The organism is Rhizobium aouanii (assembly GCF_037002925.1).
GTDB classification, from domain to species: domain Bacteria; phylum Pseudomonadota; class Alphaproteobacteria; order Rhizobiales; family Rhizobiaceae; genus Rhizobium; species Rhizobium aouanii.
Genome location: NZ_JBAMYD010000004.1, coordinates 376,818 through 402,094, shown reverse-complemented (window position 1 = coordinate 402,094; position 25,277 = coordinate 376,818). Strand labels below are relative to the sequence as shown.

Here is a 25,277-nt window from a genome sequence, read left to right as displayed (position 1 = left end):
CATGGGTCCAGGCCATGCCAAACAATCGGGCGTTCAGATGATGCCGCCGCCGCCGGCAGCGGAGGCGGGACGCTCGGCCGCCACTTGTCTGCGGTAACCGCTGGCGCGGTAGACGGCGATCGGGTCGATCGCGCCGCCGGCCCTGCGGCGGGCTTCGGCCAGAATCGGCTCGACATCGGCGCGATAGGCGCGCTTCAGCGTTTCCGACGCCATCAAGGCGTCGTTGTCATCCTGGTAGCCGGAGAGCGCCTTGCGGTCGACGAGCAGTGCCTGCGCGTAGGCGCGGCGGATTTCGTTGGCGCTGTTGATCAGGCTTTCGATCGGGTCGGTCACGTTGTGCGACTGGTCGATCATATGGGCCGGGCTGAAGTCGTTGACGCCGCGCTGCTCGGCGTCCACCAGTTCGTTGAAAACCAGGAACAGCCGGTAGGGATCGATCGCGCCGGCGTCGAGATCGTCATCGCCATATTTCGAATCGTTGAAGTGAAAACCGCCGAGCTTGCCGAACTGGATCAGTCGGGCGACGATCATCTCGATATTGGTGTTCGGCGCATGGTGGCCGAGATCGACGAGGCAATAGGCCTTGGGGCCGAGCGTCTGCGCGATCAGGTAGTTGGTGCCCCAATCCTGGACGATTGTGGAATAGAAGGCCGGCTCGTACATCTTGTGCTCTGAGAATAGCTTCCAATCGTCGGGCAGCGCCTTGTAGATATCCGCCATCGAGGCGAGGTAACGCTCGAAAGCCTTGGTGAAATGGCTCTGGCCGGGGAAGTTCGAGCCGTCGCCGATCCAGACCGTCAGCGCCTTGGAGCCGAGCGCCTTGCCGATCTCGATGCATTCGAGATTGTGCTCGACCGCCTGTGCCCGCGTCGCCGCGTCGGTGTGGCTGAGCGAGCCGTATTTGTAGGAATGGGCCTGGCCGGGCGCATCGGAAAAGGTGTTCGAATTCATCGCATCGAAGCCGAGGCCGAGCGCGTCGCCCTTGGCCTTCAATTCGCTAGCATCTGCCTTATCCCAGGGAATATGCAGCGAGACGTTCGGGGTCGCCTGCGTCAGCTGGTTGATGACGGCACAATCGTCGAGTTTGTCGAAGATGCCGCGCGGCTCGCCGGTACCGGGGAAACGGGCAAAACGCGTGCCGCCGGTGCCCACACCCCAGGAGGGAACCGCAACGAAGAATTCCGCAACCTGGCGCGTGACCGCCTCGATATCGACGCCGCGACGGGCAAGCGTCGCGCCCAGTGCCTCGTAATCGGCTTTCAGCGCGGTTGCCCGCTTGTCGTTATCAGTCGCGACCAGATCTGGCGCAATCCTGGATTCTGTCATCTATTCCTCCCTGGTCGCGAACCATAGGGCGCGGTTCGCGTTCAAACGCTTACATGTCTTCAAACGAAGGAGCTACGATGGACGTTCTCCGCATTCTTCTTGCGATCATCCTGCCGCCCCTTGGCGTATTCCTGCAGGTCGGGATCGGCCTGCATTTCTGGCTCAATATATTGCTGACACTCTGCGGCTATTTGCCGGGGATCGTCCACGCAATATGGGTGATCCTCCGGAAATAGCTCTAGCGCGTAAAACTCTGCACGTTGCCGGCATCGACGTTGATGATGTTGCCGGTCGATTTTGCCGAAAGGTCCGATGCGAGGAAATAGATCGCCTCGGCAATATCTTCCGGAAACACGTTGAGTTTCAGCATCGAACGCTTGCGGTAATGTTCCTCGAGATCGTCCACCTCGATCTTGGACGAGGCGGCGCGCTGCTCGCGCCATTCGCCGCTCCAGATCTTCGAACCGCGGAGGACCGCATCCGGATTGACGGTGTTGACGCGGATGCCGGCATCCGCGCCTTCCAGCGCCAGGCAGCGGGCAAGATGGATTTCGGCAGCCTTTGCCGTGCAATAAGCAGACGCATTCGGCGAGGCGGCCAGACCGTTTTTCGAAGCGACGAAGATGACGTTGCCGCCGAGCGCCTGACGGCGGAACAGGCGGAAGGCTTCACGCGAGACGAGGAAATAGCCGGTCGCCAGAATATCGATATTGCGGTTCCACGTCGACAGCTCGGTCGATTCGATCGGCGCGGAGGAGGCAATGCCGGCATTCGAGACGAGGATATCGATGCCGCCGAATTCGACGCAGGCTTCCGCGAAGGAGGCGATCACCGCATCTTCCTTGGTGACGTCGAGCCGGACGCTGCGCACGGCGTCGGCGCCGAACCTCTTGACGAAATCGGCTTCGGTGCCTTCGAGCGCTGTCTGGTCGATATCGGCAAGCACCACGCAGGCACCCTCGCCGACGAGCCGCGCGGCCGTCGCCCGGCCGATGCCGCCGGCGCCGCCGGTGACAAAGGCGACGCGGCCGGCAAGGCTCTTCGGCTTCGGCATGCGCTGCAGCTTGGCCTCTTCGAGCAGCCAATATTCGATATCGAAGGCTTCCTGCTCGGGCAGTCCCTGATATTCCGAGACCGTCGAGGCGCCGCGCATGACGTTGATGGCATTGACGTAGAATTCGCTGGCGATGCGGGCCGTCGCCTTGTCGCGGGCAAAGGACAGCATGCCGACGCCGGGCAAGAGGAAGATGACGGGATTGGCGTCGCGCATGGCGGGCGAATTGTCATGCTTGCAGTCGTTATAATAGCGGGCGTAGTCGGCGCGGTAGTCCTCCAGCGCCTTGTCGAGACCGGCGATAATCGCGCCGACATCCGGCTTGGCCGGGTCGAAATTGACGATCAGCGGGCGGATCTTGGTGCGCAGGAAATGGTCGGGGCAGCTGGTGCCGAGCGCGCCCAGCGGGCGCAGATGGCTGGAATTGACGAATTCGAGCACGGCGTCCTGATCGTCGAAATGACCGAGCTTGCGCTCCTGCTTGCCGATGCGGCCGCGAATCTCCGGCATCAGCCGGGCGGCGATGGCGCGGCGTTCGGCGACCGGCAGGCTCTCAGTGAGCGCGCCGCCGAAAATCGTCTTTCCTTCGGTCTTTTCGGCAAACCAGACGATCGCCTTGTTGATGATGTCGAGCGTCAGCTCGTAGCAGGCCTTGGCGTCGTTGGCCCAGGTGAAGAGGCCGTGGCTTTCGAGCACGACGCCTTTGGCATTCGGGTTTGCGGCAACGAATGCGCCGAGGTCCAGACCGAGCTGGAAGCCCGGACGGCGCCACGGCAGCCAGCCGATGTCGTCGCCGAAAATCTGCTGCGTCAATTCCCTGGAATTCTTCGATGCGGCGATCGCGATGATCGCATCGGGATGCATGTGGTCGACGTGGGTGAAAGGCACGAAACCGTGCAGCGGCGTGTCGATCGAGGCGGCGCGGGCATTCAGGTTGAAGGTGCAGTGCGGCAGGAAGCCAACCATACGGTCCTCGTCCTCGACACCCTTGTAGATGCCCTTCAGCGATTCCAGCTTGTCCTGGTAGAGTGTCGCGAAACCGTCGAGCTTGATCGTGCCGACGTCGCCGCCCGAGCCCTTGACCCAGAGTACCTTCACCTTGCCGCCGGTCAGCGGATCGGTTTCCATCACCTTCGCCGAGGTGTTGCCGCCGCCATAATTGGTGATGCGCTTGTCGGCGCCGAGCAGGTTGGAGCGATAGAGCAGCTTGCCAGGCTCATCGAGGCCTGCCGCGTAAGCATCATCCCACCGGTTTTCCAGAAGCCGGACGTTCGCCGCCATGTCATCCTCCCATATGAAATCATCATCGGAGCGCAAAGTTCGCGCCCCTTTTCGCTGACGGTATCGCTCATCAAAACCGAGGTTGTCAATCGAAAACGATCAAATTCGATTATTGTGCAGCGCAGTATGAAAATTTATGATCGTTTTTGATTGACACTTTGGCATATGTGCGAAATAAACCATCGAAGGAGGAGCCCCATGCACGAACGTGAACGCCATCGCATCATTCTGAGCGCGGTTCAGGAAAAGTCCGTCGTGACGGTTCAGGATATTTCCGAACTGACCGAGGCTTCCGAGGCGACGATCCGGCGCGACATCGCGGCTCTCCATGTCCAGGGCAAGATCCGGCGCGTGCGCGGCGGCGCCGAAGCCGTGCATCCGCCGCAGCTCGGTAATCTCGCAGGGCGCCCTTTCCGCGTTTCGGAATCCGTTAATATCGACAAGAAACGCGCAATCGCCCGTCAGGCCGTCGAGCTTTGCGATCCGGGCGACGCGATCATCATCAATGGCGGCACGACCACCTTCCAGATGGTGCATTTCATGGCGGCGCACCGCCTGCAGGTGATGACCAATTCCTTCGCGATCGCCGAACATCTGGTCAAGCATTCGAAGAACACGGTGACGGTGCCGGGCGGCGCGATCTATCGCGAGCAGAGCCTGATCCTCTCCCCCTTCGACAACGACGCGATCCGCAATTTCTACGCCCGCCGCTTCTTCATCGGCGCGCAGGGCATCGGCCCGCTCGGCATCATGGAAGCCGACGCGCTGATCATCCAGAGCGAGCAGAAGCTGATGCATCAGGCCGACGAATTGGTCGTCATGGCCGATTCCAGCAAGTTCCATCGCCGGTCGAGCCTCATTCTGTGCCCGCTCGAGCGTGTGTCTACGATCATCACCGATGACGGCATTCCAGAGGAAGCCGTCAGGATGATCGAGAATGCCGGCATCAGGCTCATCGTCGCGAGCCCGGTCGCCCAGGCAATCAAGGAGGATTCCTCGTCGGTCGCATAAGGCGCCGGGGAGGTGTGAAGAGTGTTAATCAAGTGGGAGGATGAAAGCATGAAACTCGCAAAGAAACTCGCAATCGGCGTGGCATTTGCCGTCGCCATGATGGCCGGCACGGCAAGTGCTGCCGACATCAAGATCGGTCTCGTCGTCAAGTCGCTCGGCAACGGCTTCTTCGATGCCGCCAACAAGGGCGCGCAGGAAGCCGCCAAGGAACTCGGCGGCGTTGAGGTCATCTATACCGGTCCGACGACGACGACGGCCGAAGGCCAGATCGAAGTCATCAACTCGCTGATCGCCCAGGGCGTCAGCGCCATCGCCGTTTCGGCCAACGATCCCGACGCGCTCGTTCCGGCGCTGAAGAAGGCTGCACAGCGCGGCATCAAGGTCATCTCCTGGGATTCCGGCGTGGCACCTGAAGGCCGCATCCTGCAGCTCAACCCGTCTTCCAACGAGCTGATCGGCAAGATGTGCCTCACCCTCGTCAAGGACCATCTCGACGGCGGCAAGGGTGACTTCGCCATCCTGTCGGCCACGACCACCTCGACCAACCAGAACATCTGGATCGACCAGATGAAGAAGCAGCTCAAGGATTTCCCGGGCCTCAACCTCGTCACCACAGTCTATGGCGACGATCTCTCGGACAAGTCCTATCGTGAAGCCGAAGGCCTCTTGAAGGCGAACCCGAACATCAAGGTCATCGTCGCTCCAACGACGGTCGGCGTTCTCGCCGCGTCCAAGGTCGTCGAAGACAAGGGTCTGGTCGGCAAGGTCTACGTCACCGGTCTCGGCCTGCCGTCCGAAATGGCCGGCGCGATCAAGTCGGGTGCGACGAAGGAATTCGCCATCTGGAACCCGATCGATCTCGGCTATTCCGCGACGCAGATCGCCTATCGCCTCGTCAAGGGCGAGACCGACGGCAAGCCGGGCAGCGAGATCGAAGCCGGCCGCATGGGCAAGATCAAGGTTGGCGACAATGGTGAAGCCGCCATGGCCGATCCCTTCGTCTACAATGCTTCGAATATCGACCAGTTCTCCAAGGTCTTCTGATCGTTAAGACCCCTTCTGGCCTGCCGGCCATCTCCCCCACAAGGGGGGAGATAATCTGAAGCAACGCCTCCGCCCATCGCGAGCCTCGGCATCGCGATGGGTCAAGCCCCTCCCCCTTGTGGGGAGGGGTTGGGGAGGGGTTTTCAAGGTGAAACGAATAATGCACGCCGCAACGCAAAAGCACGATGTCAGCCCCATGCCCGATACACCGGCCATTCTGGAAATGCGCGGCATCTCCCAGATCTTTCCGGGCGTGAAGGCGCTCGACAATGTCAGCATCGCGCTGCACCCCGGTACGGTGACCGCGCTGATCGGCGAAAACGGCGCCGGCAAATCGACGCTCGTCAAGATCCTGACCGGCATCTACAGGCCGAACGAAGGAGCGATCCTCGTCGATGGCCAGCCGGTGACCTTTGCCAGCGCCCAGGCCGCGATCGATGCCGGAGTCACCGCCATCCATCAGGAAACCGTGCTGTTCGACGAGCTGACGGTTGCCGAAAACATTTTCCTCGGCCATGCGCCGCGCACGCGTTTGCGCACCATCGACTGGCAAGCGATGAACAGCCGCGCCAAGGCGCTGCTGACCGCGCTCGAAAGCAATATCGATCCGACGATCCGGCTGAAGGACCTCTCGATCGCGCAGCGCCATCTGGTGGCGATTGCACGCGCGCTATCGATCGAAGCCCGCATCGTCATCATGGACGAACCGACGGCAGCCCTTTCCCGCAAGGAGATCGACGATCTCTTCCGCATCGTCCGGGGCCTGAAGGAAAAGGGCAAGGCGATCCTCTTCATCAGCCACAAGTTCGACGAGGTCTACGAGATCGCCGACGATTTCGTCGTCTTCCGCGACGGCCGCGCCGTCGGCCAGGGCCGGATCAAGGAAACGCCGCAGGACGAGATCGTCCGCATGATGGTCGGCCGCGACGTCGAGAACGCTTTTCCGAAGGTCGACGTCGCCATCGGCGGCCCGGTTCTGGAGATCCGCAACTACAGCCATCGCACCGAATTCCGTGACATCTCCTTCACCCTGCGCCAGGGCGAGATTCTCGGCATATATGGCCTGATCGGCGCCGGTCGTTCGGAACTCTCCCAATCGCTCTTCGGCATCACCAGGCCGCTTTCCGGCACGATGATGCTCGAAGGCCGCGAGATCACCATCCATTCGCCGCAGGACGCGATCCGGGCCGGCATCGTCTATGTGCCGGAGGAACGCGGCCGCCACGGGCTGGCGTTGCCGATGCCGATCTTCCAGAACATGACGCTGCCTTCGCTTACCCGCACCTCGCGCCGGGGCTTCCTCAGGGCGGCAGAAGAATTCGCGCTCGCCCGCAAATATGCCGAGCGGCTGGACCTGCGCGCCGCTGCTCTTTCCGTGCCCGTCGGGACGCTTTCCGGGGGCAACCAGCAGAAGGTCGTCATCGGCAAGTGGCTGGCGACGGCGCCGAAGGTCATCATTCTCGATGAACCCACCAAGGGCATCGACATCGGCTCGAAGGCGGCCGTGCACGGCTTCATCAGCGAACTCGCCGCCGAGGGCCTGTCGATCATCATGGTCTCGTCCGAACTGCCCGAGATCATCGGCATGTCGGACCGCGTCCTGGTGATGAAGGAGGGTCTTTCCGCCGGAATTTTCGAACGCGCCGAGCTGTCGCCGGAAGCGCTGGTGCGCGCCGCCACCGGCAATGCATGAGGCCCGCAATGCATAAGGCCCAGCAATTCATAAGGTAAGAGCATGGCAAGACTGATCAGAAAACGCGAAACCCTGCTGTTCCTCATCATCGTCGTGATGATCGCGATCTTTTCGACGCGCGCTGCCGATTTCGCAACGCCGGAGAATCTCGCCGGCATTTTCAACGATACCTCCATCCTGATCATCCTGGCGCTGGCGCAGATGACGGTCATCCTGACGAAATCGATCGACCTGTCGGTCGCCGCCAACCTCGCCTTCACCGGCATGGCGATCGCGATGATGAATGCCGCCTATCCCGACCTGCCGCTCGTCGTGCTCATCCTCGCCGCGATCGTCATCGGCGCCTGCCTCGGCGCCATCAACGGCTTTCTCGTCTGGGCACTCGAAATCCCGCCGATCGTCGTGACACTCGGCACGCTTACCATCTATCGCGGCATGGCCTTCGTGCTTTCGGGCGGGGCATGGGTGAATGCTCACCAGATGACGCCGGTCTTCCTGTCGGTGCCGCGCACGCCGATCCTCGGCCTGCCGGTTCTCGGCTGGGTGGGCATCGTCATCGTGCTTCTGATGTATGTCCTACTCAGATATACCCAGTTCGGCCGCTCGGCCTATGCCACCGGCGGCAATCCGACCGCGGCGGTCTATGCCGGCATCGATACAGGCTGGACAAAATTCCTGGCCTTCGTTCTGTCGGGTGCCTTGGCCGGTCTTGCGAGCTATCTCTGGGTGTCGCGTTATGCCGTCGCCTATGTCGATATCGCCAACGGCTTCGAGCTCGACAGCGTCGCCGCCTGCGTCATCGGCGGCATTTCGATTGCCGGCGGCGTCGGCTCGGTCGCCGGCACCGTGCTCGGCGCGCTCTTCCTCGGCGTCATCAAGAATGCGCTGCCGGTGATCGGCATTTCACCCTTCACGCAGATGGCGATTTCCGGAACCGTCATCATTCTCGCCGTCGCCTTCAACGCCAGGCGTGAGCGCAACCGTGGCCGCATCATCTTGCGCGACCGCGCCGCCGCCGAAATCAGAACGGAGGCCGCAGCATGAGCACCGTGTCCACACATGAAAAGCGGGTCATTCCCGACCGCCTCGGCACACCCTTCCGCCGCATCGTCGCGAGCTGGGAAGTGCTGCTCTTTGCCGTCGCCGTCCTGATCTTCATCTTCAATTCGTTGGCCTCGCCCTATTTCCTCGATGCCTGGAATCTTTCGGACGCCACCTTTAACTTCACCGAAAAGGCGATGATCGCTTTCGCCATGGCGCTGCTTGTCATATCAGGCGAGATCGATCTTTCGGTGGCTGCGATCATCGCGCTCGCCTCGACGGCGATGGGCGCGGCAGCCCAGGTCGGCATCGGCACACCGGGCCTGGTCGCGATCGGCATCGGCACCGGCCTTGCCTGCGGCATCTTCAACGGCGTGCTGGTCTCGGTGCTGAAACTGCCGTCGATCGTCGTCACCATCGGCACGATGAGCCTTTTCCGCGGCATTTCCTATATCGTGCTCGGCGACCAGGCCTATGGCAAGTACCCTGCTGATTTCGCCTATTTCGGCCAGGGCTATGTCGTCTGGGTATTCTCCTTCGAATTCGTGCTCTTCATCGTGCTGGCGATCCTCTTCGCCATCCTCCTGCATGCCACGAATTTCGGCCGGCAGGTCTATGCGATCGGTAACAACGACTTCGCCGCCCGCTTTTCCGGCATTCCGGTCGAACGCGTCAAATTCATCCTCTTCCTGCTGACCGGCGTCATGAGCGGCGTTGCTGCCGTCTGCCTGACCTCACGCCTCGGCTCGACCCGGCCGTCGATCGCCCAGGGCTGGGAACTCGAGGTCGTCACCATGGTCGTGCTCGGCGGCATCTCGATCCTCGGCGGTTCCGGCACGATCGTCGGCGTCGTCATCGCCGCCTTCGTCATGGGCCTCGTCACCTTCGGCCTCGGCCTGCTGAACGTGCCCGGCATCGTCATGTCGATCTTCATCGGCCTGCTTCTCATCATCACCATCGCCATCCCGATCATCGCCCGCCGCATCAAGGTCATGAGCTCCCGATGACTTTAGAAAAACACGCCTTCAAAATGCAGCTCAATCCCGGCATGGAAGCCGAATACCGCAGGCGGCATGACGAGATCTGGCCGGAACTGGTCGATCTCCTGCACAAGTCAGGCGCCAGCGACTATTCCATCCATCTCGACCGCGAGACCAACACTCTGTTCGGCGTGTTGACGCGGCCCGCCGACCATACGATGGCGAGCCTGCCGGAGCATCCCGTCGTGAAAAAATGGTGGGCTTATATGGCCGATATCATGGCGACCAATCCCGATAATTCACCGGTCCAGAGCGACCTGGTCACCGTCTTCCATATGCCATGAACGCCACCTCCTATCGCCGCATCGCCGTCCTCGACATCGGCAAGACCAATGCCAAGGTCGTCATCCTCGACAGCGAGACGGGCGCCGAGATCGCCGTGTTGAAACGGCCGAATATTGCGATCAAAACCGGTCTCTATCCGCATTATGACGTAGAGGCTCTCTGGTCCTTTGCGATCGATGCGCTGAAGAGCTTTGCGCGCGAGCCCGGCTTCGACGCCATTTCGATCACCACCCATGGCGCTTCCGCAGCACTCCTTGCCCGGGACGGCACGCTTGCCATGCCTGTCATCGACTATGAACACGAATATCCGAAGGAAATCCGTGATGCCTATACGCGGCTGCGCCCCTCCTTCGACGAAACCTTTTCGCCGCACCTCGCGATGGGCCTCAATGTCGGCGCCCAGCTGCACTACCAGAAGACCGCCTTTCCCGAGGAATTCGCCAAGGTGGCGACCATCCTCACCTACGCGCAATACTGGACGGCGCGGCTAACCGGTGTTGCCGCCAATGAGCTGACTTCGCTCGGCTGCCACACCGACCTCTGGAACCCGAGGGCCGGCAGCTATTCCTCGCTCGTCGACGGGCTTGGCATCCGCGACCTCATGGCGCCGATACGCTCGGCCTTCGATGCGCTCGGCCCGGTCCTGCCCGATATCGCCGCTGAGCTCGGCCGCGCCTCACCCGTGCCGGTCTATTGCGGCATTCACGATTCCAACGCCTCGTTGCTGCCGCATCTGGTGCATCGGGCCGCACCCTTCGCCGTCGTCTCCACCGGTACATGGGTCATCAACTTCGGCGTCGGCGGCGATCTCGATCATCTCGATCCGAAACGCGATGCGCTCGCCAATGTCGATGCCTATGGCCGCGCCGTCCCCTCCTCGCGTTTCATGGGTGGGCGGGAATTCGAGATCCTGTCGGCCGAGATCGGCCCTGTCGACGAAAAAGCGGCTCAGGCGGCAATCGGTCCCGTCATCGACGAGGGCATGCTGCTGCTGCCGAATATCGCCTCCGGTTCCGGGCCTTTTCCGGGAAAGACAAGCCGCTGGATCGGCGCCGAAGAGGCAAGCCGCGAAGAGCGCTCTGCCGCTGCCTGTCTCTATCTCGCTTTGATGACCGATGCCTGCCTCGGACTGGTCGGCGCCAAAGGCTCTATTATCGTCGAAGGGCCTTTTGCGCTGAATGGGACCTATCTCAAGCTGCTTGCCGCCCTGACCGGCCGCGAGGTCATGGCCCTTCCCGGTTCGACCGGCACCAGCCAGGGGGCGGCGCTTCTCACCGGCATCCGGCCAATATCGGGTGTCGAGACGCATGTTCCGCCGACCGCTATCCCCGGACTGACCGCCTATCGCACCCGCTGGCACGCGGCGATGGAATAGGAGTCTTTCCAAAAGCGGCCTTGTTCGTCCCTGCCTTGCCGCTAGTGTGGCACCTCGAAAATCATGTCGAGGAGATAGCATGACAGAGACATTCGATCCGCGCACGGTTGCAGCCAGGCTTCACAGCCTGCGACAGGCCGGTCGGCAGGAGGCAACGGACACGTTCGCGCTGCCAGCCGATCTCCATCAGGCGATGGAGGCGCAGAATTTGCTCACTGCTGCAGACGGTATTTCCAGCAATGCCTGGAAGGTGACGGTCTCGCCGCAGGGCCAGGCGGTCACCGCTCCGCTGCATCCCTATGCCGAAGCCGTCTCGGGCGCCGCCATTCCGTGGTATCCGGGCCTGAAATTCGAGACCGAGATCGCCGTCCGTCTCGGCAGCGACCTCCCGGTCCGCGCGGGCGTTCCCTACAGTCGCACTGAGGTGGTTGAGGCGATTTCCGCTGTCTATCTCGGCGCCGAGCTGCTGGTCAGCGCCGTGAGGGAAAGCGGCAGCGTTTCCTTTCTGCTGTTCGTCGCCGACCGGCTCGGCAATAGCGGCTACGTGCTCGGCCCGAAGCTTGAAAAGAGCGTTGTCGACACCGTTGGCGGAACGCCGCTCAAGGTCACCCATGCCGGCCGCACGATCTATGATGGCCCGGCGCAGCATCCGAAAGGCGATGTCCTCACTTGGCTCGTCGATTACGCCAATGACGGCTTGCGCCCCGAGACATCGCTGAAATCAGGTGCGCTCATCACCACAGGCACGTTGAGCGGCGCGATCGAACTGACCGAACCCGGCGAGATCGACATCCTGCTCGGCGACATCAGGCTCAGCTTCTCGGTGTCGAAGGCTTGATTTGACCCTGGTTTTCTCCGGTTTGGTGCCGGATTTGGCAATTGCCATCCGGTTCCGCCTGCGGTAATAAACTTGAGTGCAAATTGCAGGTTTACTTCCGGCGCGTGGCCGGAGGCGGAAGTGGAAATGACGTTTCAACCGCGGATGCAGAACAAGATCCAGGGCTTTTCCGTCATCGGCGGCGTGCATCGCCGCCTGTGGAACGGCATCGTCGCCGATGTCTGGGACGTGGAATGCGCCTCTTATGCTGGCGGCTATTACGTCTCGCGCGATCCGCGGTTGTTCATCATGCTCGACAAGCGCGGACCGGGCAATTCGCGTATCAAGCTCACGCCGAAGGCGCAGGGCACCGTCCAGGACACGGAGATACGGCCGATCTCCTATGTGCCGGCCGGCATGGAAGTCTGGGCCGATCTGACCGACGTGCATTCGGTGCGCCACCTCGACATCCATTTCGACACCGAGACCGTCAGCCGCCGGCTGATGGAGGATATCGATCCGCGCCGTCTGGAAAGTCCGCAGCTTCTGTTTTCCGATGAGCGGGTGCTGTCGCTGGCACAGCTGGTCGCCGCAGAATGCCTCAATCCGGAGCCGCTGCACGATCTCTATGGCGACGGCCTGGCATTGGCGCTGATCATCGATTTCCTGAAGATTGCCAAGGCAATGCCGCGCAAACGCAGCAAGTTGGCCTCCTGGCAGCTTCGCCGCGCCACCGAATTCATCGAGGAGCACTGCCTGCGCAATATCCGCCTCGAGGAACTCGCCGGCCTGACGGGCCTGTCGCAATCGCATTTCAGCCATGCCTTCAAGGCCTCGACCGGCATCGCTCCGCATCAATGGCAAACCAATGCCCGGCTCGACCGGGCCAAGCGGCTGCTTGTCGAAAGCGAAAATGCGTTGACCGCAATCGCCGCCGAAACCGGCTTTGCCGATCAGGCGCATTTTACCCGCGTCTTCCGCAAGCATGTCGGCATCACGCCGACGAGCTGGAAGAAGGCACAAGTTGCCTGATTGCAACGCTTGGCGGGCAATTGTTTGCAACGCGGAGAATTGCCCAAAAACGTTCAATTTTCCCCGATCACGACAATCCACCCCGGTAAAACTGAGTTAATCACTCATCTTATTCAGGGTTTCGCCGCACGTTAGCATCGCGCGGCACGAGTGGGGTATAGGACATATGCGCGGGCAGACCAGGGGTCTCAATTTCAAGGTAATTCTATTGGCAGGCGTGGCGATTGCCGGCCTTATCGCGGGCTCCGCCGCGGCACAGGAAGCGAATTCGACTGAACTCGCGCCGATCGTCATCCAGGGCGGCGGCGACACCGCCACCAGCCCGGTCAAGGGCTATGTCGCCAAGAACTCCTCCGCCGGCTCGAAGAGCGACACCCCGCTCAACGAAATCCCGCAATCCGTCTCCGTCGTCGGCACCGAAGAAATGGACGATCGGGGCATCACCAACAAGATCGACGAGGCGCTGCTTTATGCGCCGGGCGTCACGTCACAGCCCTTTGGCAACGACGGCGATACCGACTGGTTCTATATACGCGGCTTCGACGCCGGCCAGACCGGCGTCTTCTTCGACAATCTGACGCTGTTCAGCTACGGCTTCGGCGGCTTCCAGCTCGATCCCTTCATGCTGGAGCGCGTCGAGGTGCTGAAGGGTCCGGCCTCCGTGCTTTACGGCGGCGCAAACCCCGGCGGGATCGTCAATTTCGTCCGCAAGCGCCCGCTCGACGAGCCGCTGTTTTATACCGAGATCGGCATCAACAGCAACGGCAACGCCTTCACCGGGTTCGATGTCTCCGACAAGGTCGGCTCCAGCGGAGCGATGAGCTATCGCATCACCGGCAAGGTGGCCGGCGGCGACAATTATTCGGATTTTTCCGAGGATCTGCGCGGCTTCATCATGCCGCAGCTCAACATTTCGCCGGATGACAGCACGAGTCTGACGGTCTGGGGTTACCTCGCCGGGCTCGACCAGGTGCATACCGGCAACGGCTTCTTTCCCTATGTCGGCACTGTCGAGGATGCGCCGTTCGGCAAGATCGACCGCGACGCCTTCTATGGCGAGCCCGATATCGACAACGGCAGCTATGTGCAGAAAATGGTCGGTTACGAATTCGAGCATGAATTCGACAATGGCATCAAGTTCTCGCAGAATGCGCGCTACGGCCACCTCGACAAGCATGAGATCGGCCCCTACCTGAACGGTTGGGTCGGCGGCGTGCCGACGGGTCCGGACTACCAGCTGGCGCGCATCGGCTTCGAAGGCCGCTCGGGGGTCGATAGCTTCTCGATCGACAACCGGCTTGAAGGCGAGACCGAAATCGGCGGCGCCACGCATAATCTTCTCGTCGGGCTCGACTACACCTATTACCGCCTGGAAAATTGGCAGGCCTGCTGCGGCTCCAATTCGATCAGCGCGACCGATCCCATCTATGGCACAACACAGGGCGCGAATTTCGTCTATGCGGACGGCGTCGTGACCAAGAACCAGATCGGTGTCTACGCTCAGGATCGGATCCATTTTGGCGATGGCTGGCTGCTGACGCTCAACGGCCGCTACGACTATGTCGATATCGACCAGGACGCTGTAATCGGCACGACCTACAGCACCAACGACAGCGCGCTCAGCGGCCGCATCGGCCTTGCCTATGAGTTCGACAACGGCCTGACGCCCTATGTCAGCGCCGCGACTTTCTTCAACCCGCTCGTCGGCACCGGTGTATCCGGCGCGCTGAAGCCGGAAGAGGGCGAGCAGTTCGAAGGCGGCATCAAGTATGAGCCGAGCTTTATAGATGGCTCGCTGACCGCCTCGGTCTTTCACATCACCAAGCGCAACAACACGGTGACCAATCCCCTGACCTTCGCCCAGAGCCAGCTCGGCGAGGTGGTTTCGCGCGGCGCCGAACTCGAAGGCAAGGTCAATATCAACGAGAACTGGAAAGTTCTCGCATCGCTCGCCTATACCGACATGGAGGTGATGGAGAACGACGCCAATCCGGCGCTGGTCGGCAATTCACCCTATATCGTCCCGAAGGTGACCGCCTCTCTCTGGATCGACTACACGCTGACGACAGGGGCTTTCGAGGGCATGAGCTTTGGCGCCGGCGTCCGCCATCAGGGCTGGTCCTGGGCCGATGAGGCCAATACCGAGAAGGTGCCGGCCGCCACGCTCGTCGACGCTGCGATCCGCTACGAAAAGGAAAACTGGGGCGCCTCGCTCAACGTCGCGAATCTCTTCGACAAGGAATATGTCAAGGGTTGCGGCGGGCTCACCGTCTGCGGTTACGGCGATGCCCGCACCGTCACCTTCAAGCTCAGCAGGAAGTGGTAAGTTGACAATCGCAGTTTAGTTTTGCAGGAACCTGCGGGGAAAGGGAGAGCCTGCCCTCCCGAAGCCGTTGCAGCGCCGAACCTGGAGCAGATCATGCCTTCGCCTTTCCTTGCCCTGTCGGGAATCGATTATGCCATCGGGCCGAAATCCATCCTCTCCGGCATCGACCTCACGCTTGAGCGCGGCCGCATTTACGGACTGGTGGGGCCGAACGGTTCCGGCAAGAGCACACTTTTGAAGATCATCGCCCGCCAGGTCGGGCCGAAATCCGGCGCGATCTCCTTCGACGGCAGGCCGGCAGGTGACTGGGGCAGCCGGGCCTTTGCCCGGCACGTCGCTTACATGCCGCAATTCACGCCGGCGACAGACGGGATGACCGTGCGGGAACTGGTGGCGCTCGGCCGTTTTCCCTGGCACGGCACGCTCGGCCGCTTCACTGCGACCGATCGCAACATGGTCGAGGAGGCGATCGTCCGCACCGAGCTCGAGGATTTTTCCGATCGTCTGGTCGCCAACATGTCCGGCGGCGAGCGCCAGCGCGCCTGGATCGCCATGATGCTCGCCCAGGACGCCCGCTGCCTGTTGCTCGACGAGCCGACGTCGGCGCTCGACCTCGCCCATCAGGCCAGCGTTCTCTCGCTGGTGCAGGAGCTCAGTCACGAACGCGGGCTGACCGTCATCATCGTACTGCACGATATCAACCTCGCCGCGCGCTATTGCGACGCGATCATCGCGCTCAACCGCGGCCGGATCACTGCCAAGGGCACGCCTATCGAGATCATGCAAACCGACACGCTGCAGTCGATTTTCGGCGTCGGCATGGGCGTTTTCCCGCATCCGGTTCGAAGCGAGCCGGTCAGCTATCTGTTGTAGGCTATGGCGTTTTTCTCCCGCAGGCAGTTTCTGGCCGGTGTGGCGGCCTCGCTCTCCGTCCCCGCGTCTTCGCGGGCGGCGGAGAGCGTGCGCGTCGCAACGCTCGACTGGGCGCTGCTCGAAACCCTGCTGGCGATCGGGGCGAATGTCGTTGCCGCGACCGAACTGCGGCAATTCCGCGAGGTGGCGGTTACGCCTGAAGTGCCGGCGACGACCGCCGATCTCGGCCTGCGCGGCACACCGAATTTCGAGGTGCTGCGCTTTGCACGGCCGGACCTGATCTTCAACTCGAACTTCTATGCCTGGGCAGACGAACGCATGCGCGGGGTCGCACCGGTCGAGAGCCATGCGATCTACAAACCCGGTGAAAGCCCTTTCGCGCTGGCCGAACAGGCCACACTTGCAGTCGGCGAGCGTCTGCAGCTTGCCGCTGCCAGACAGCTGACCGAAGAGCTTGCAGCCGGGCTCGACCGCTACCGGGCTCTCCTTGCCGCCGGCGACGGGCGGCCGGTGATCCCGATCAATCTCGGCGATGCCAGGCATTTCCGGGTCTTCGGCTCCGATAGCATGTTCGGCGAGGTGCTGAAACGCGTCGGCCTCACCAATGCCTGGCAGGCTCAGACCAGCTACTCGGCCGCCGCTCCCGTCGGCATCGAGATATTGGCATCGATGCCCGACGCCTGGATCGTGATGATCCCACCACACCCGGCCGATGCGCTCGCCACGCTCTCCGTCAGCAACTTCTGGAATGCGCTGCCGGCCGTGCGCGAAAAACGCGTGCTGATGCTCGGCTCGATCAATCCCTATGGCGCTCTGCCGGCGGCCGGCCGCTTTGCCGATCTTCTGGCGGAGGGGCTCGACCATGCATGGAATGGTTAGCCGCGCCAAGCCCGCAGGAAGCGCGGGCATGCCCGTCTTCGCGATTTTGCTGCCGGTACTCTGCATCTCGACCTTCGCACTCCTCATCGTAACGCGTCCTGAGGTTCCGCACGGCAATGCCGATGCAGCCATGCTGAACGGGGTGCTGCTCTGGAACAGCATCATACCCCGCGCCATGCTGGCATTGATCGCGGGCGCGGCACTCGGCCTTTCCGGCACATTGCTGCAGCGTGTCCTTCGCAACCCGATTGCCGATGCTTCCACGCTCGGCATTGCCTCCGGGGCGGAACTGGCAATGACGGCGGCCATGGGCTTCTCGCCCCTGCTCATCGGATTTTCACGCGAGATGGCCGCCTTCGGCGGCGGACTCGCGGCTGTCGCCATCGTGCTGGCTTTGAGCTGGCGGCGCGGGCTCGATCCGCTGACCGTGGCGCTCTCCGGCCTGATCGTCAGCCTGATCGCCTCGGCCCTCAGCGTCACGCTGATCCTTTCGCGCGGCGAATATGCCATGTCGATCCATATCTGGGGCGCCGGTTCGCTCAGCCAGCAGGATTGGAACGGCGCGCTCTCGCTCGCCCCCCGGCTTGTCCTCGGCTTTGCCGCCGCTCTTCTCCTGGTGCGGCCGCTCCGCATCCTTGCCCTCGACGACAGCGGCGCCAGGAGCCTCGGCCTTGCCCTGCATTCGACCCGCCTGGCGATCGTCGCGCTCGCCGTCTGGCTTGCCGCCTCGGTGATATCAGAGGTCGGCGTGATCGGCTTCGTCGGGCTCGCAGCCCCCGCGATCGCAAGGCTTGCCGGCGCGCGCAGCACGGATAAGCTGATGCTGACAGCACCGCTGATGGGCGCCGGCCTGCTCTTCCTGACCGATTGCCTCACCCAGATCCTCGGTCCCGGCTTCACCGATCTCGCTCCGACCGGCGCCGCGACCGCCCTGCTCGGCGGCCCCTTATTGCTCTGCCTGCTGCCCAGCGTGCATTCGGTTTCGGTCGTTGCCGCCCAGTCGACTGCAGCGCTGAACAGGCTCGCCAAGCCGCTTCTGGCCCTTGGCGCGCTCTTTGTTGCCCTCATCCTGATCTTTGCCGTCGTCCTCACCCTCGGCCCTGCCGAGGACGGCTGGCATGTCGCGACCGGCTCGCTCCTGACCGATCTCCTGCCCTTCCGACTGCCGCGAACGATCGTGGCGGCCGGGGCCGGCGCCATGCTGGCGGCAGCCGGCTTCATCATGCAGCGGGTCACCGGCAATCCGATCGCCAGCCCCGAAGTCCTGGGCGTCAGCAGCGGTGCCGGTGCGGGCCTGACCGTGGCGCTCTTCCTCTTCGGCTTCCCCTCGCCCATCATCATGCTGCTTGCCATGGCGCTCGGCGCGCTGGCCGCCTTCCTTGCGATGATCGCCATATCAGCCCGCGCTCAATTCTCGCCGGAACGCATGCTGCTTGCCGGCGTCGGCATCGGCGCCTTCGCCATGGCGATCGTGACCATGGTGCTCGCCCAGGGCGATATGCGCGGCTATATCCTGCTGACATGGCTTTCCGGCTCGACCAACCGCGCCGGCGCCTTCGAAGCCTGGACGGCCGTCATCTCGCTCCTCGTGCTGACAGCGCCCTTGCCCTTTCTCAGCCGTTGGCTGACGATCCTGCCGCTTGGCGCCGGCCCCAGCCGCGCTGCCGGCCTTCATGTCGGGGCAAGCCGACTGGCGCTTGCCGTCCTCGCCGCGCTGATGACGGCGATCGCCACCTTCCTTGTCGGACCACTCAGCCTCACCGGTCTGATTGCACCGCATCTTGCCCGCCTTGCCGGCTTGCGCGCCCCAGGCCACCAGCTGACAGCGAGCCTTCTCTTCGGCGCCGGCGTGCTGACGGCGGCGGACTGGCTGTCGCGCGTCGTCATCTACCCCTACCAGGTGCCGGTCGGCCTCTTCGCGGCCCTGATCGGCGGCCCCTATCTCATCTGGCTGCTTTCGCGAAAGGAGGTTCAGCAATGATGGCTGAACGGTTTACAGCCCACAGCGAGAAGGCGTGAGGGGACGCTTTCTGTGATCGACTGCGATCGCGGCTTGCTCCCTCTTCTCCCCAACGGGGAGAAAGTGGAAGCGCCTCGGTCCCCCATCTTCTCTCCGGGAGCAAGTGACATCGGGCAAGAGTTTGCTCCCTCCTGCGATGGGCACGGAAATGAGACAGAGGTTGGCGAATATCATCGAGCTATCAGACTCACTTGCTTTCGCGGAACATCTCGATAATCGCGGAAAAGTCCCTTCCGCCATGTCCCAGTTTGTCGAAGAGCGCATAAAGCTGTGCTGCTTCCGCGCCAAGCGGCGTGGAGGCGCCACTCGCCAGCGCCGCTTCCTGGGAGAGCCTGAGATCCTTCAGCATCAGCGCTGCGGCAAAACCCGGTTTGTAGTCATTGTTCGCCGGCGAGGTCGGCACCGGTCCGGGCACCGGGCAATAGGTGTTGATCGACCAGCACTGGCCCGACGAGGTCGAGGCGACGTCGAACAGCGCCTGATGCGAGAGCCCGAGCTTTTCTGCAAGCACGAAGGCCTCGCAGACGCCCACCATCGAAATGCCGAGGATCATGTTGTTGCAGATCTTCGCCGCCTGTCCGGCCCCGGCCTCGCCGCAATGGACGATCTTCTTTCCCATGGCCTCGAGGATTGGTTTTGCCCTGGCGAAGGCTTCTTCCGAGCCGCCGGCCATGAAGGTCAGCGTGCCCGCCGTCGCGCCACCCGTGCCGCCGGAGACCGGGGCGTCGAGCGACAGGCAGCTGGCGGCCTTGGCCATCTCATGCGCCTTGCGGCTGCTTTCGACATCGATGGTCGAGCAATCGATGACCAGCGTGCCTGGCGCGGCGGTCTGCAGGATATCGGTCCAGGCCGTCAGCACGTGTCTGCCCTGCGGCAGCATTGATATGACGATGTCCGCGTCCTTGACCGCCTGGCTCGCATGGCTTGCCGGCTTGACGCCGCTCTCCTCGGCGGCCTTCAGCACCGAAGCCGCGAGATCGAAGCCGAGGACCTCGTGACCTGATTTGACCAGATTGGCCGCCATCGGCCCACCCATGTTGCCGAGGCCGATGAATGCGATCCTTGCCATGATCTTCTCCTATCGATTGTCTTCGAGGATCATGGCCGCCGCCTTTTCGGCGATCATGATCGTCGGCGAATTGGTGTTGCCCGAGGTGATCGACGGCATCACCGAGGCATCGGCGATCCTGAGCTTGCCGAGCGCCCGGAGCCTCAGCCTGGGATCGACGACGCTGTCCCTGTCGGCGCCCATGCGGCAGGTGCCGACGGGATGGAAGATCGTCGTGCCGATCTCGCCCGCCGCCCGCTCCAGATCGGCCTCCGTCTGATAGGTTGGCCCCGGCTTGAATTCCTCCGGCCTGTAACGGGCAAACGAAGGCTGCGCGACGATCCTGCGCGTCAACCGTATTGAACGAACAGCTATGTCACGATCGCGCTGCGTCGAGAGGTATTTCGGGCTGATCGTCGGCTGGGCGGCAAAATCGGGGCTGGACAGATGGACCGAACCGCGGCTTTCCGGCCTGAGGTTGCAGACGCTCGCGGTGATCGCCGGGAAAGGATGGACGGGATCGCCGAACTTTTCCAGCGACACCGGCTGCACATGATATTGCAGGTCGGGCGTTTCCCGGTCCGGGCCCGATCGGGTGAAGATGCCGAGCTGGCTCGGTGCCATCGCCATCGGTCCGGAGCGGCGGACGAGATATTCGAGCCCGATCGCCGCCTTGCCGATCAGCTTCGTCGCCTTCTCGTTCAGCGTCGGAACCCCCGTCACCTTGTAGGCAAGACGCAGTTGCAGATGGTCCTGCAGGTTCTCCCCGACACCCCTGACCTCGGTGACGACATCGACGCCTGCCTGCTGCAGAACCTCGCCCCTGCCGATGCCCGACAGTTCCAGAATATGCGGCGAGCCGATAGAACCGGCTGAAAGGATGGTTTCTTTGGCGGCATAGGCGCGTTTCGCCACGCCACGATGCTGGAACTCGACGCCGGCAACGGCACCTTCCTCCACCAGCAGCCGCCGGACCTGCGCCTTGGTGAGCACGGTCAGGTTGGAGCGCCTCATCGCCGGGCGCAGAAAGGCTTTCGAGGTGTTCCAGCGAATGCCGGAACGCTGGTTGACGTCGAAATAACCGGAGCCCTCGTTGCTGCCGCGGTTGAAATCCGCAGTCTCCGGAATGCCGGCTTCCCTGGCCGCCTGCTGGAAGGCATCGAGCACGGCCCAGCGCACACGCGCCTTCTCGATCCGCCATTCGCCGCCGGCACCATGCATCTCGTCTTCGCCGCGATAAAAGTCCTCGGACTTGCGGAAGAAGGGCAGAACATCATCCCAACTCCAGCCGCTGCAGCCCATCTGCCGCCAGAGGTCGTAATCGCGCGCCTGGCCGCGCATGTAGATCATGCCGTTGATCGATGAACAGCCGCCGAGAACCTTGCCGCGCGGATAGCTCAGCGCCCGGCCGTTCAACCCTGCTTCCGGCGCCGTGGTGAAGCACCAGTCGGTTCGCGGATTGTTAATGCAATAGAGATAACCGACCGGAATATGGATCCAGTGGTAGTTGTCGCTTCCGCCGGCTTCGAGCAGCAGCACCCGGCTCCTGCCATCGGCAGACAGCCGGTTGGCGAGCACGCAGCCGGCGCTGCCTGCCCCGATGATGATGTAATCGTAACGATCCATGCCCTGCACGAGACTCCAGATGCTTGCCGCTTCCCCCTCCCCGTGCTGCGGGGAGAGGAAGAGTCGCAGCGCCGCCGCCCGTCTCTTTTCCCGGGAAAGAGCGGTTCTTTCCTGAAAAAGAGAGGTCCGCCCGTTCAGCGGCGATAGACGAAGCCCAGTTTCCGCCCTAGCCGCGAGGCGTAGAATTCACCGATGATGCCGCGGCGGAAGATCAGCACGCAGACCATGAAGACGATGCCGGTGATGATCGTCACCGGGAATTCCGACGTGGCGAGGTAGTTTTCCAGCACCACCACCAGCCCGGCGCCGAAGAGCGGGCCGATCAGCGTGCCGATGCCGCCGAGCAGCGTCATCAGGATCACCTCGCCCGACATCTGCCAGGCGACGTCGGTCAGCGTCGCGAACTGGAAAACGATCGATTTCACTGCGCCCGCGAGCCCGGCAAGCGCTGCCGACATGACGAAGGCGCCGAGCTTGTAGCGCGCCACGGAATAGCCGAGCGAGATCGCCCGTTGTTCGTTCTCGCGGATCGATTTCAGGATCATGCCGAAGGGCGAGTTGATGAAGCGCCAGATGATCAGGATGCCGACGAGAAAGACGGCCAGCACGAAATAATACATGTTGGTCGAGCTGTTCAGATCGATGAAGCCGAAGAGGTGGCCGCGCGGCACCGACTGAATGCCGTCCTCGCCTTCGGTGAATTCCGCCTGCAGGCAGAAGAAGAAGAACATCTGCGACAGCGCCAGCGTGATCATCGCGAAATAGATGCCCTGGCGGCGGATGGCGAAGAAGCCCATGACGAGGCCGAGAAACGCCGCACCCGCCACGCCGATCAGGATGCCGAATTCCGGCGGCAGGCCCCATTCCTTCACCGTATAGGCGGTGAAATAGGCAGCACCGCCGAAGAAGGTGGCGTGGCCGAAGGAAAGCAGGCCGGTATAGCCGAGCAGCAGGTTGAAGGCGCAGGCAAAGAGCGCGAAGCAGAGCAGCTTCATCAGGAAGATCGGATAGAAAAAGAACGGCGCCAGCAGCAGGAGCAGCAGTCCCGCAAGCAGGAAACCCGCCTGCACCGAAAGGGCGGTTCGGCTTTTTTCCGTTCGGATGGTTTCGGTGATGTCGGCCATGTCAAGCATCCCGTCCGAAGAGGCCCGCGGGCCTGATGAGAAGCACGATCGCCATGATGACGAAGATCACGATGTTGGATGCCTCGGGATAGAAGACCTTGGTCAGGCCCTCGGCAATGCCGAGCACATAACCGGTGATGATCGCACCCATGATCGATCCCATGCCGCCGACGACGACGACGGCGAAGACGACGATGATCATGTTCGAGCCCATCAGCGGCGAGACCTGGTAGATCGGCGCCGCCAGCACGCCGGCAAAGGCGGCGAGGCCGGCGCCGAGGGCGTAGGTGAGCGTCAAGAGCACCGGCACGTTGACGCCGAAGACCTGCACCAGCACGGCGTTTTCGGTGGCAGCACGCAGGTAAGCCCCGAGTTTGGTCTTCTCGATCAGCAGCCATGTGCCGAGGCAGACGACGAGCGAGACGACCACCACCCAGCCGCGATAGATCGGCAGGAACATGAAGCCGAGGTTCGCCCCGCCGGCAAGGGCCGCCGGCGTTGCATAGGGCTGGCCGGAAGAGCCGTAGAGATAGCGGAAGGTGCCCTCGACTGCCAAAGCGAGGCCGAAGGTGAAGAGCAGGCCGTAGAGCGGATCGAGATCGTAGAGCCGGCGCAGGAACAGCCGCTCGATGACAGCGCCGGCAAGGCCGACAATGACAGGCGCCAGGATCAACGACGGCCAGTATCCGATGCCGGCATAGGTCAGCAGCAGATAGGCGACGAAGGCGCCGAGCATGTACTGCGCGCCATGGGCGAAGTTGATCACCCTGAGCAGGCCGAAGATGATGGCGAGGCCGAGGCTGAGCAGCGCGTAGAACGAGCCGTTGATCAGGCCGATCAGCAGCTGGCCGAACAGCGCCTGCAAGGGAATGCCGAAGATCATCGTCATCTGGTCACACTCCGAGAACCTTGTGCAGCGTATCCATGCGCTGCGGCAGTTCACCGACCGGGAATTCCGACACCATCTGCCCATGATCCATCAGATAGAAGCGATCGGCAATACGGCTGGCGAAACGGAAATTCTGCTCGACGAGCAGGATCGTCATGCCGCGTCCTTTTAGCGTCTGCAGCACCTCGCCGATGCGCTGGACGATAACGGGGGCAAGCCCCTCCGTCGGTTCGTCGAGAATGAGCAACCTGACGCCGGTGCGTAAGATTCGGGCGATCGCCAGCATCTGCTGCTCGCCGCCTGACAGTTTGGTGCCCGGGCTGCCGCGGCGCTCGTAGAGATTGGGGAAAAGCTCGTAGATCTCGTCGAGCGTCATGCCGCCCTGCGCCACGACGGGCGGCAGCACCAGGTTTTCCGAAACGGTGAGCGTCGAGAAGATACCGCGTTCCTCCGGCACGAAACCGATGCCCCGATGCGCCGTCTTGTGCAGCGGCACTTGCATCATATCGCTGCCGGCAAAGCTGATCTTGCCCTTGCGGGCCCGCACGATGCCGGTGATGGTGCGCAGCGTCGTCGTCTTGCCGACGCCGTTGCGGCCGAGAATAGTGATCGTCTCGCCTTGGGCCACGCGCATGTCGACGCCGTGCAGGACGTGACTTTCGCCGTACCAGGCATTGAGCCCCTGGACTTCGAGGAGAGTGGCCATCAATGCTCCTCCGTGCCCATATAGGCCACACGCACACGCTCGTCCTGGCTGACGGTCGCATAGTCGCCCGCGGCGAGGATCTCGCCGCGCTGCAGCACGGTGACGTGCTGGCAGATATTGGCGACGACGGAGAGATTGTGCTCGACCATCAATACGGCGCGGTCGCGGGCGACCTCCCGGATGATCGAGGAGACGACGCCGACATCCTCCTGCCCCATGCCGGCCATCGGCTCGTCGAGCAGCAGCACTTTAGGATCGAGCGCCAGTGTGGTGGCGATCTCCAGCACGCGCTTGCGGCCATAGGAAAGATCGGCGGCGATGTGATCGCGCTCCTTGGAAAGCCCGACGCTGGCGAGCAGTTGCTCGGCGCGCTCGTTCAGCCGATCGAGTGCCGAGAGAGGCCGCCAGAACTGTGTGGAAAGATTGTTCGGCCGCTGCAGCGCCACACGCACATTGTCGAGAACGGTCAGATGCGGGAAGACCGCCGATATCTGGAAGGAGCGGACCAGCCCCATGCGCGCCACCTTGTCGGGCGGCGTTTTCGTGATGTCTACGCCCATCAGGGTGATCGTGCCTGAGGTCGGCTGCAGGAATTTGGTCAGCAGGTTGAAGACCGTGGTTTTGCCGGCGCCGTTCGGGCCGATCAGTGCATGCACGCTTGCGTCAAGCACATCCAGATCGACGTTCTTGACGGCCGTGAAGCCACCGAAATCGCGGCGCAGGCCGCGGGCGGATAGCACCACCCGCGGCTTTTCCTGAGTTTCAATTGCGGAAACCGCCATCGTGC

Annotated in this window: 22 protein-coding genes; 14 read left to right on the top strand and 8 right to left on the bottom strand. The window is 62.6% G+C overall.

Annotated elements, in window-relative coordinates:
• Positions 1–33: 33 nt before the first annotated feature.
• A complete protein-coding gene (rhaI, locus tag V8P77_RS09930; protein WP_335912126.1) occupies positions 34–1,326 on the bottom strand; it encodes an L-rhamnose catabolism isomerase in 1,293 nt (430 codons plus the stop codon).
• 77 nt (positions 1,327–1,403) lie between these two features.
• Here rhaI and V8P77_RS09925 point away from each other — a divergent pair, with 77 nt between their 5' ends.
• Positions 1,404–1,562: a YqaE/Pmp3 family membrane protein gene (locus tag V8P77_RS09925; RefSeq protein ID WP_032991071.1), complete on the top strand. Its 159-nt coding sequence runs from the start codon at positions 1,404–1,406 to the stop codon at positions 1,560–1,562.
• Between the two features lie 2 nt (positions 1,563–1,564).
• On the opposite strand, the gene V8P77_RS09920 is transcribed toward V8P77_RS09925, so the two are convergent.
• The gene (locus V8P77_RS09920) at positions 1,565–3,661 is read right to left on the bottom strand and encodes a bifunctional rhamnulose-1-phosphate aldolase/short-chain dehydrogenase (RefSeq protein ID WP_335912124.1); all 2,097 of its coding nucleotides are present in this window, start codon (positions 3,659–3,661) and stop codon (positions 1,565–1,567) included.
• Between the two features lie 198 nt (positions 3,662–3,859).
• Here V8P77_RS09920 and V8P77_RS09915 point away from each other — a divergent pair, with 198 nt between their 5' ends.
• The 13 genes from V8P77_RS09915 to fhuB all read left to right on the top strand — a co-directional run bounded on the left by V8P77_RS09915 (position 3,860) and on the right by fhuB (position 19,058).
• Complete coding sequence (locus V8P77_RS09915; protein WP_011655152.1) at positions 3,860–4,672, top strand: DeoR/GlpR family DNA-binding transcription regulator; 813 nt, start codon at positions 3,860–3,862, stop codon at positions 4,670–4,672.
• Positions 4,673–4,720: 48 nt separating this feature from the next.
• Complete coding sequence (rhaS, locus tag V8P77_RS09910) at positions 4,721–5,716, top strand: rhamnose ABC transporter substrate-binding protein (RefSeq protein WP_026265566.1); 996 nt, start codon at positions 4,721–4,723, stop codon at positions 5,714–5,716.
• 160 nt (positions 5,717–5,876) lie between these two features.
• Positions 5,877–7,409 (top strand): sugar ABC transporter ATP-binding protein, encoded by a 1,533-nt coding sequence (locus V8P77_RS09905; protein ID WP_373694576.1) that lies wholly within the window; start codon positions 5,877–5,879, stop codon positions 7,407–7,409.
• A gap of 42 nt (positions 7,410–7,451) precedes the next feature.
• Entirely contained in the window at positions 7,452–8,453 is a 1,002-nt protein-coding gene (locus V8P77_RS09900) for an ABC transporter permease (protein ID WP_003553868.1), read from the top strand.
• Positions 8,450–9,457: an ABC transporter permease gene (locus V8P77_RS09895; protein ID WP_017958022.1), complete on the top strand. Its 1,008-nt coding sequence runs from the start codon at positions 8,450–8,452 to the stop codon at positions 9,455–9,457. Before V8P77_RS09900 ends, V8P77_RS09895 begins: the two co-directional genes overlap by 4 nt.
• Positions 9,454–9,774: an L-rhamnose mutarotase gene (rhaM, locus tag V8P77_RS09890; protein ID WP_003547822.1), complete on the top strand. Its 321-nt coding sequence runs from the start codon at positions 9,454–9,456 to the stop codon at positions 9,772–9,774. Before V8P77_RS09895 ends, rhaM begins: the two co-directional genes overlap by 4 nt.
• On the top strand, positions 9,771–11,150 hold the full coding sequence (locus tag V8P77_RS09885) for an FGGY-family carbohydrate kinase (protein ID WP_335912116.1): 1,380 nt from the start codon (positions 9,771–9,773) through the stop codon (positions 11,148–11,150). Before rhaM ends, V8P77_RS09885 begins: the two co-directional genes overlap by 4 nt.
• A 79-nt stretch (positions 11,151–11,229) precedes the next feature.
• Positions 11,230–11,988: a fumarylacetoacetate hydrolase family protein gene (locus V8P77_RS09880; RefSeq protein ID WP_335912114.1), complete on the top strand. Its 759-nt coding sequence runs from the start codon at positions 11,230–11,232 to the stop codon at positions 11,986–11,988.
• A 126-nt stretch (positions 11,989–12,114) separates the two neighbouring features.
• The gene (locus tag V8P77_RS09875; RefSeq protein WP_335912113.1) at positions 12,115–12,999 is read left to right on the top strand and encodes a helix-turn-helix domain-containing protein; all 885 of its coding nucleotides are present in this window, start codon (positions 12,115–12,117) and stop codon (positions 12,997–12,999) included.
• A gap of 166 nt (positions 13,000–13,165) precedes the next feature.
• Entirely contained in the window at positions 13,166–15,325 is a 2,160-nt protein-coding gene (locus V8P77_RS09870) for a TonB-dependent siderophore receptor (protein WP_335912112.1), read from the top strand.
• Between the two features lie 93 nt (positions 15,326–15,418).
• Positions 15,419–16,198 (top strand): ABC transporter ATP-binding protein, encoded by a 780-nt coding sequence (locus V8P77_RS09865; RefSeq protein WP_335912110.1) that lies wholly within the window; start codon positions 15,419–15,421, stop codon positions 16,196–16,198.
• Between the two features lie 3 nt (positions 16,199–16,201).
• Positions 16,202–17,077 (top strand): ABC transporter substrate-binding protein, encoded by an 876-nt coding sequence (locus V8P77_RS09860; RefSeq protein ID WP_335912109.1) that lies wholly within the window; start codon positions 16,202–16,204, stop codon positions 17,075–17,077.
• Positions 17,070–19,058 (top strand): Fe(3+)-hydroxamate ABC transporter permease FhuB, encoded by a 1,989-nt coding sequence (gene fhuB, locus V8P77_RS09855; protein ID WP_335912216.1) that lies wholly within the window; start codon positions 17,070–17,072, stop codon positions 19,056–19,058. Before V8P77_RS09860 ends, fhuB begins: the two co-directional genes overlap by 8 nt.
• Before the next feature lie 226 nt (positions 19,059–19,284).
• Here fhuB and mmsB read toward each other — a convergent pair whose 3' ends face one another.
• The 6 genes from mmsB to V8P77_RS09825 form a co-directional block, all read right to left on the bottom strand.
• Entirely contained in the window at positions 19,285–20,166 is an 882-nt protein-coding gene (gene mmsB, locus V8P77_RS09850) for a 3-hydroxyisobutyrate dehydrogenase (RefSeq protein WP_335912108.1), read from the bottom strand.
• Positions 20,167–20,175: 9 nt separating this feature from the next.
• Positions 20,176–21,771 (bottom strand): GMC family oxidoreductase, encoded by a 1,596-nt coding sequence (locus V8P77_RS09845; protein WP_335912107.1) that lies wholly within the window; start codon positions 21,769–21,771, stop codon positions 20,176–20,178.
• Positions 21,772–21,905: 134 nt separating this feature from the next.
• Positions 21,906–22,895 (bottom strand): branched-chain amino acid ABC transporter permease, encoded by a 990-nt coding sequence (locus V8P77_RS09840; protein ID WP_335912105.1) that lies wholly within the window; start codon positions 22,893–22,895, stop codon positions 21,906–21,908.
• Between the two features lies 1 nt (position 22,896).
• Positions 22,897–23,784: a branched-chain amino acid ABC transporter permease gene (locus V8P77_RS09835; RefSeq protein ID WP_077980142.1), complete on the bottom strand. Its 888-nt coding sequence runs from the start codon at positions 23,782–23,784 to the stop codon at positions 22,897–22,899.
• A gap of 4 nt (positions 23,785–23,788) precedes the next feature.
• Complete coding sequence (locus V8P77_RS09830) at positions 23,789–24,490, bottom strand: ABC transporter ATP-binding protein (RefSeq protein ID WP_335912101.1); 702 nt, start codon at positions 24,488–24,490, stop codon at positions 23,789–23,791.
• Positions 24,490–25,272 carry an ABC transporter ATP-binding protein gene (locus V8P77_RS09825; protein ID WP_335912099.1) on the bottom strand — a complete coding sequence of 261 codons (783 nt, stop codon included), beginning with the start codon at positions 25,270–25,272 and terminating at the stop codon, positions 24,490–24,492. Before V8P77_RS09825 ends, V8P77_RS09830 begins: the two co-directional genes overlap by 1 nt.
• Positions 25,273–25,277: the final 5 nt, after the last annotated feature.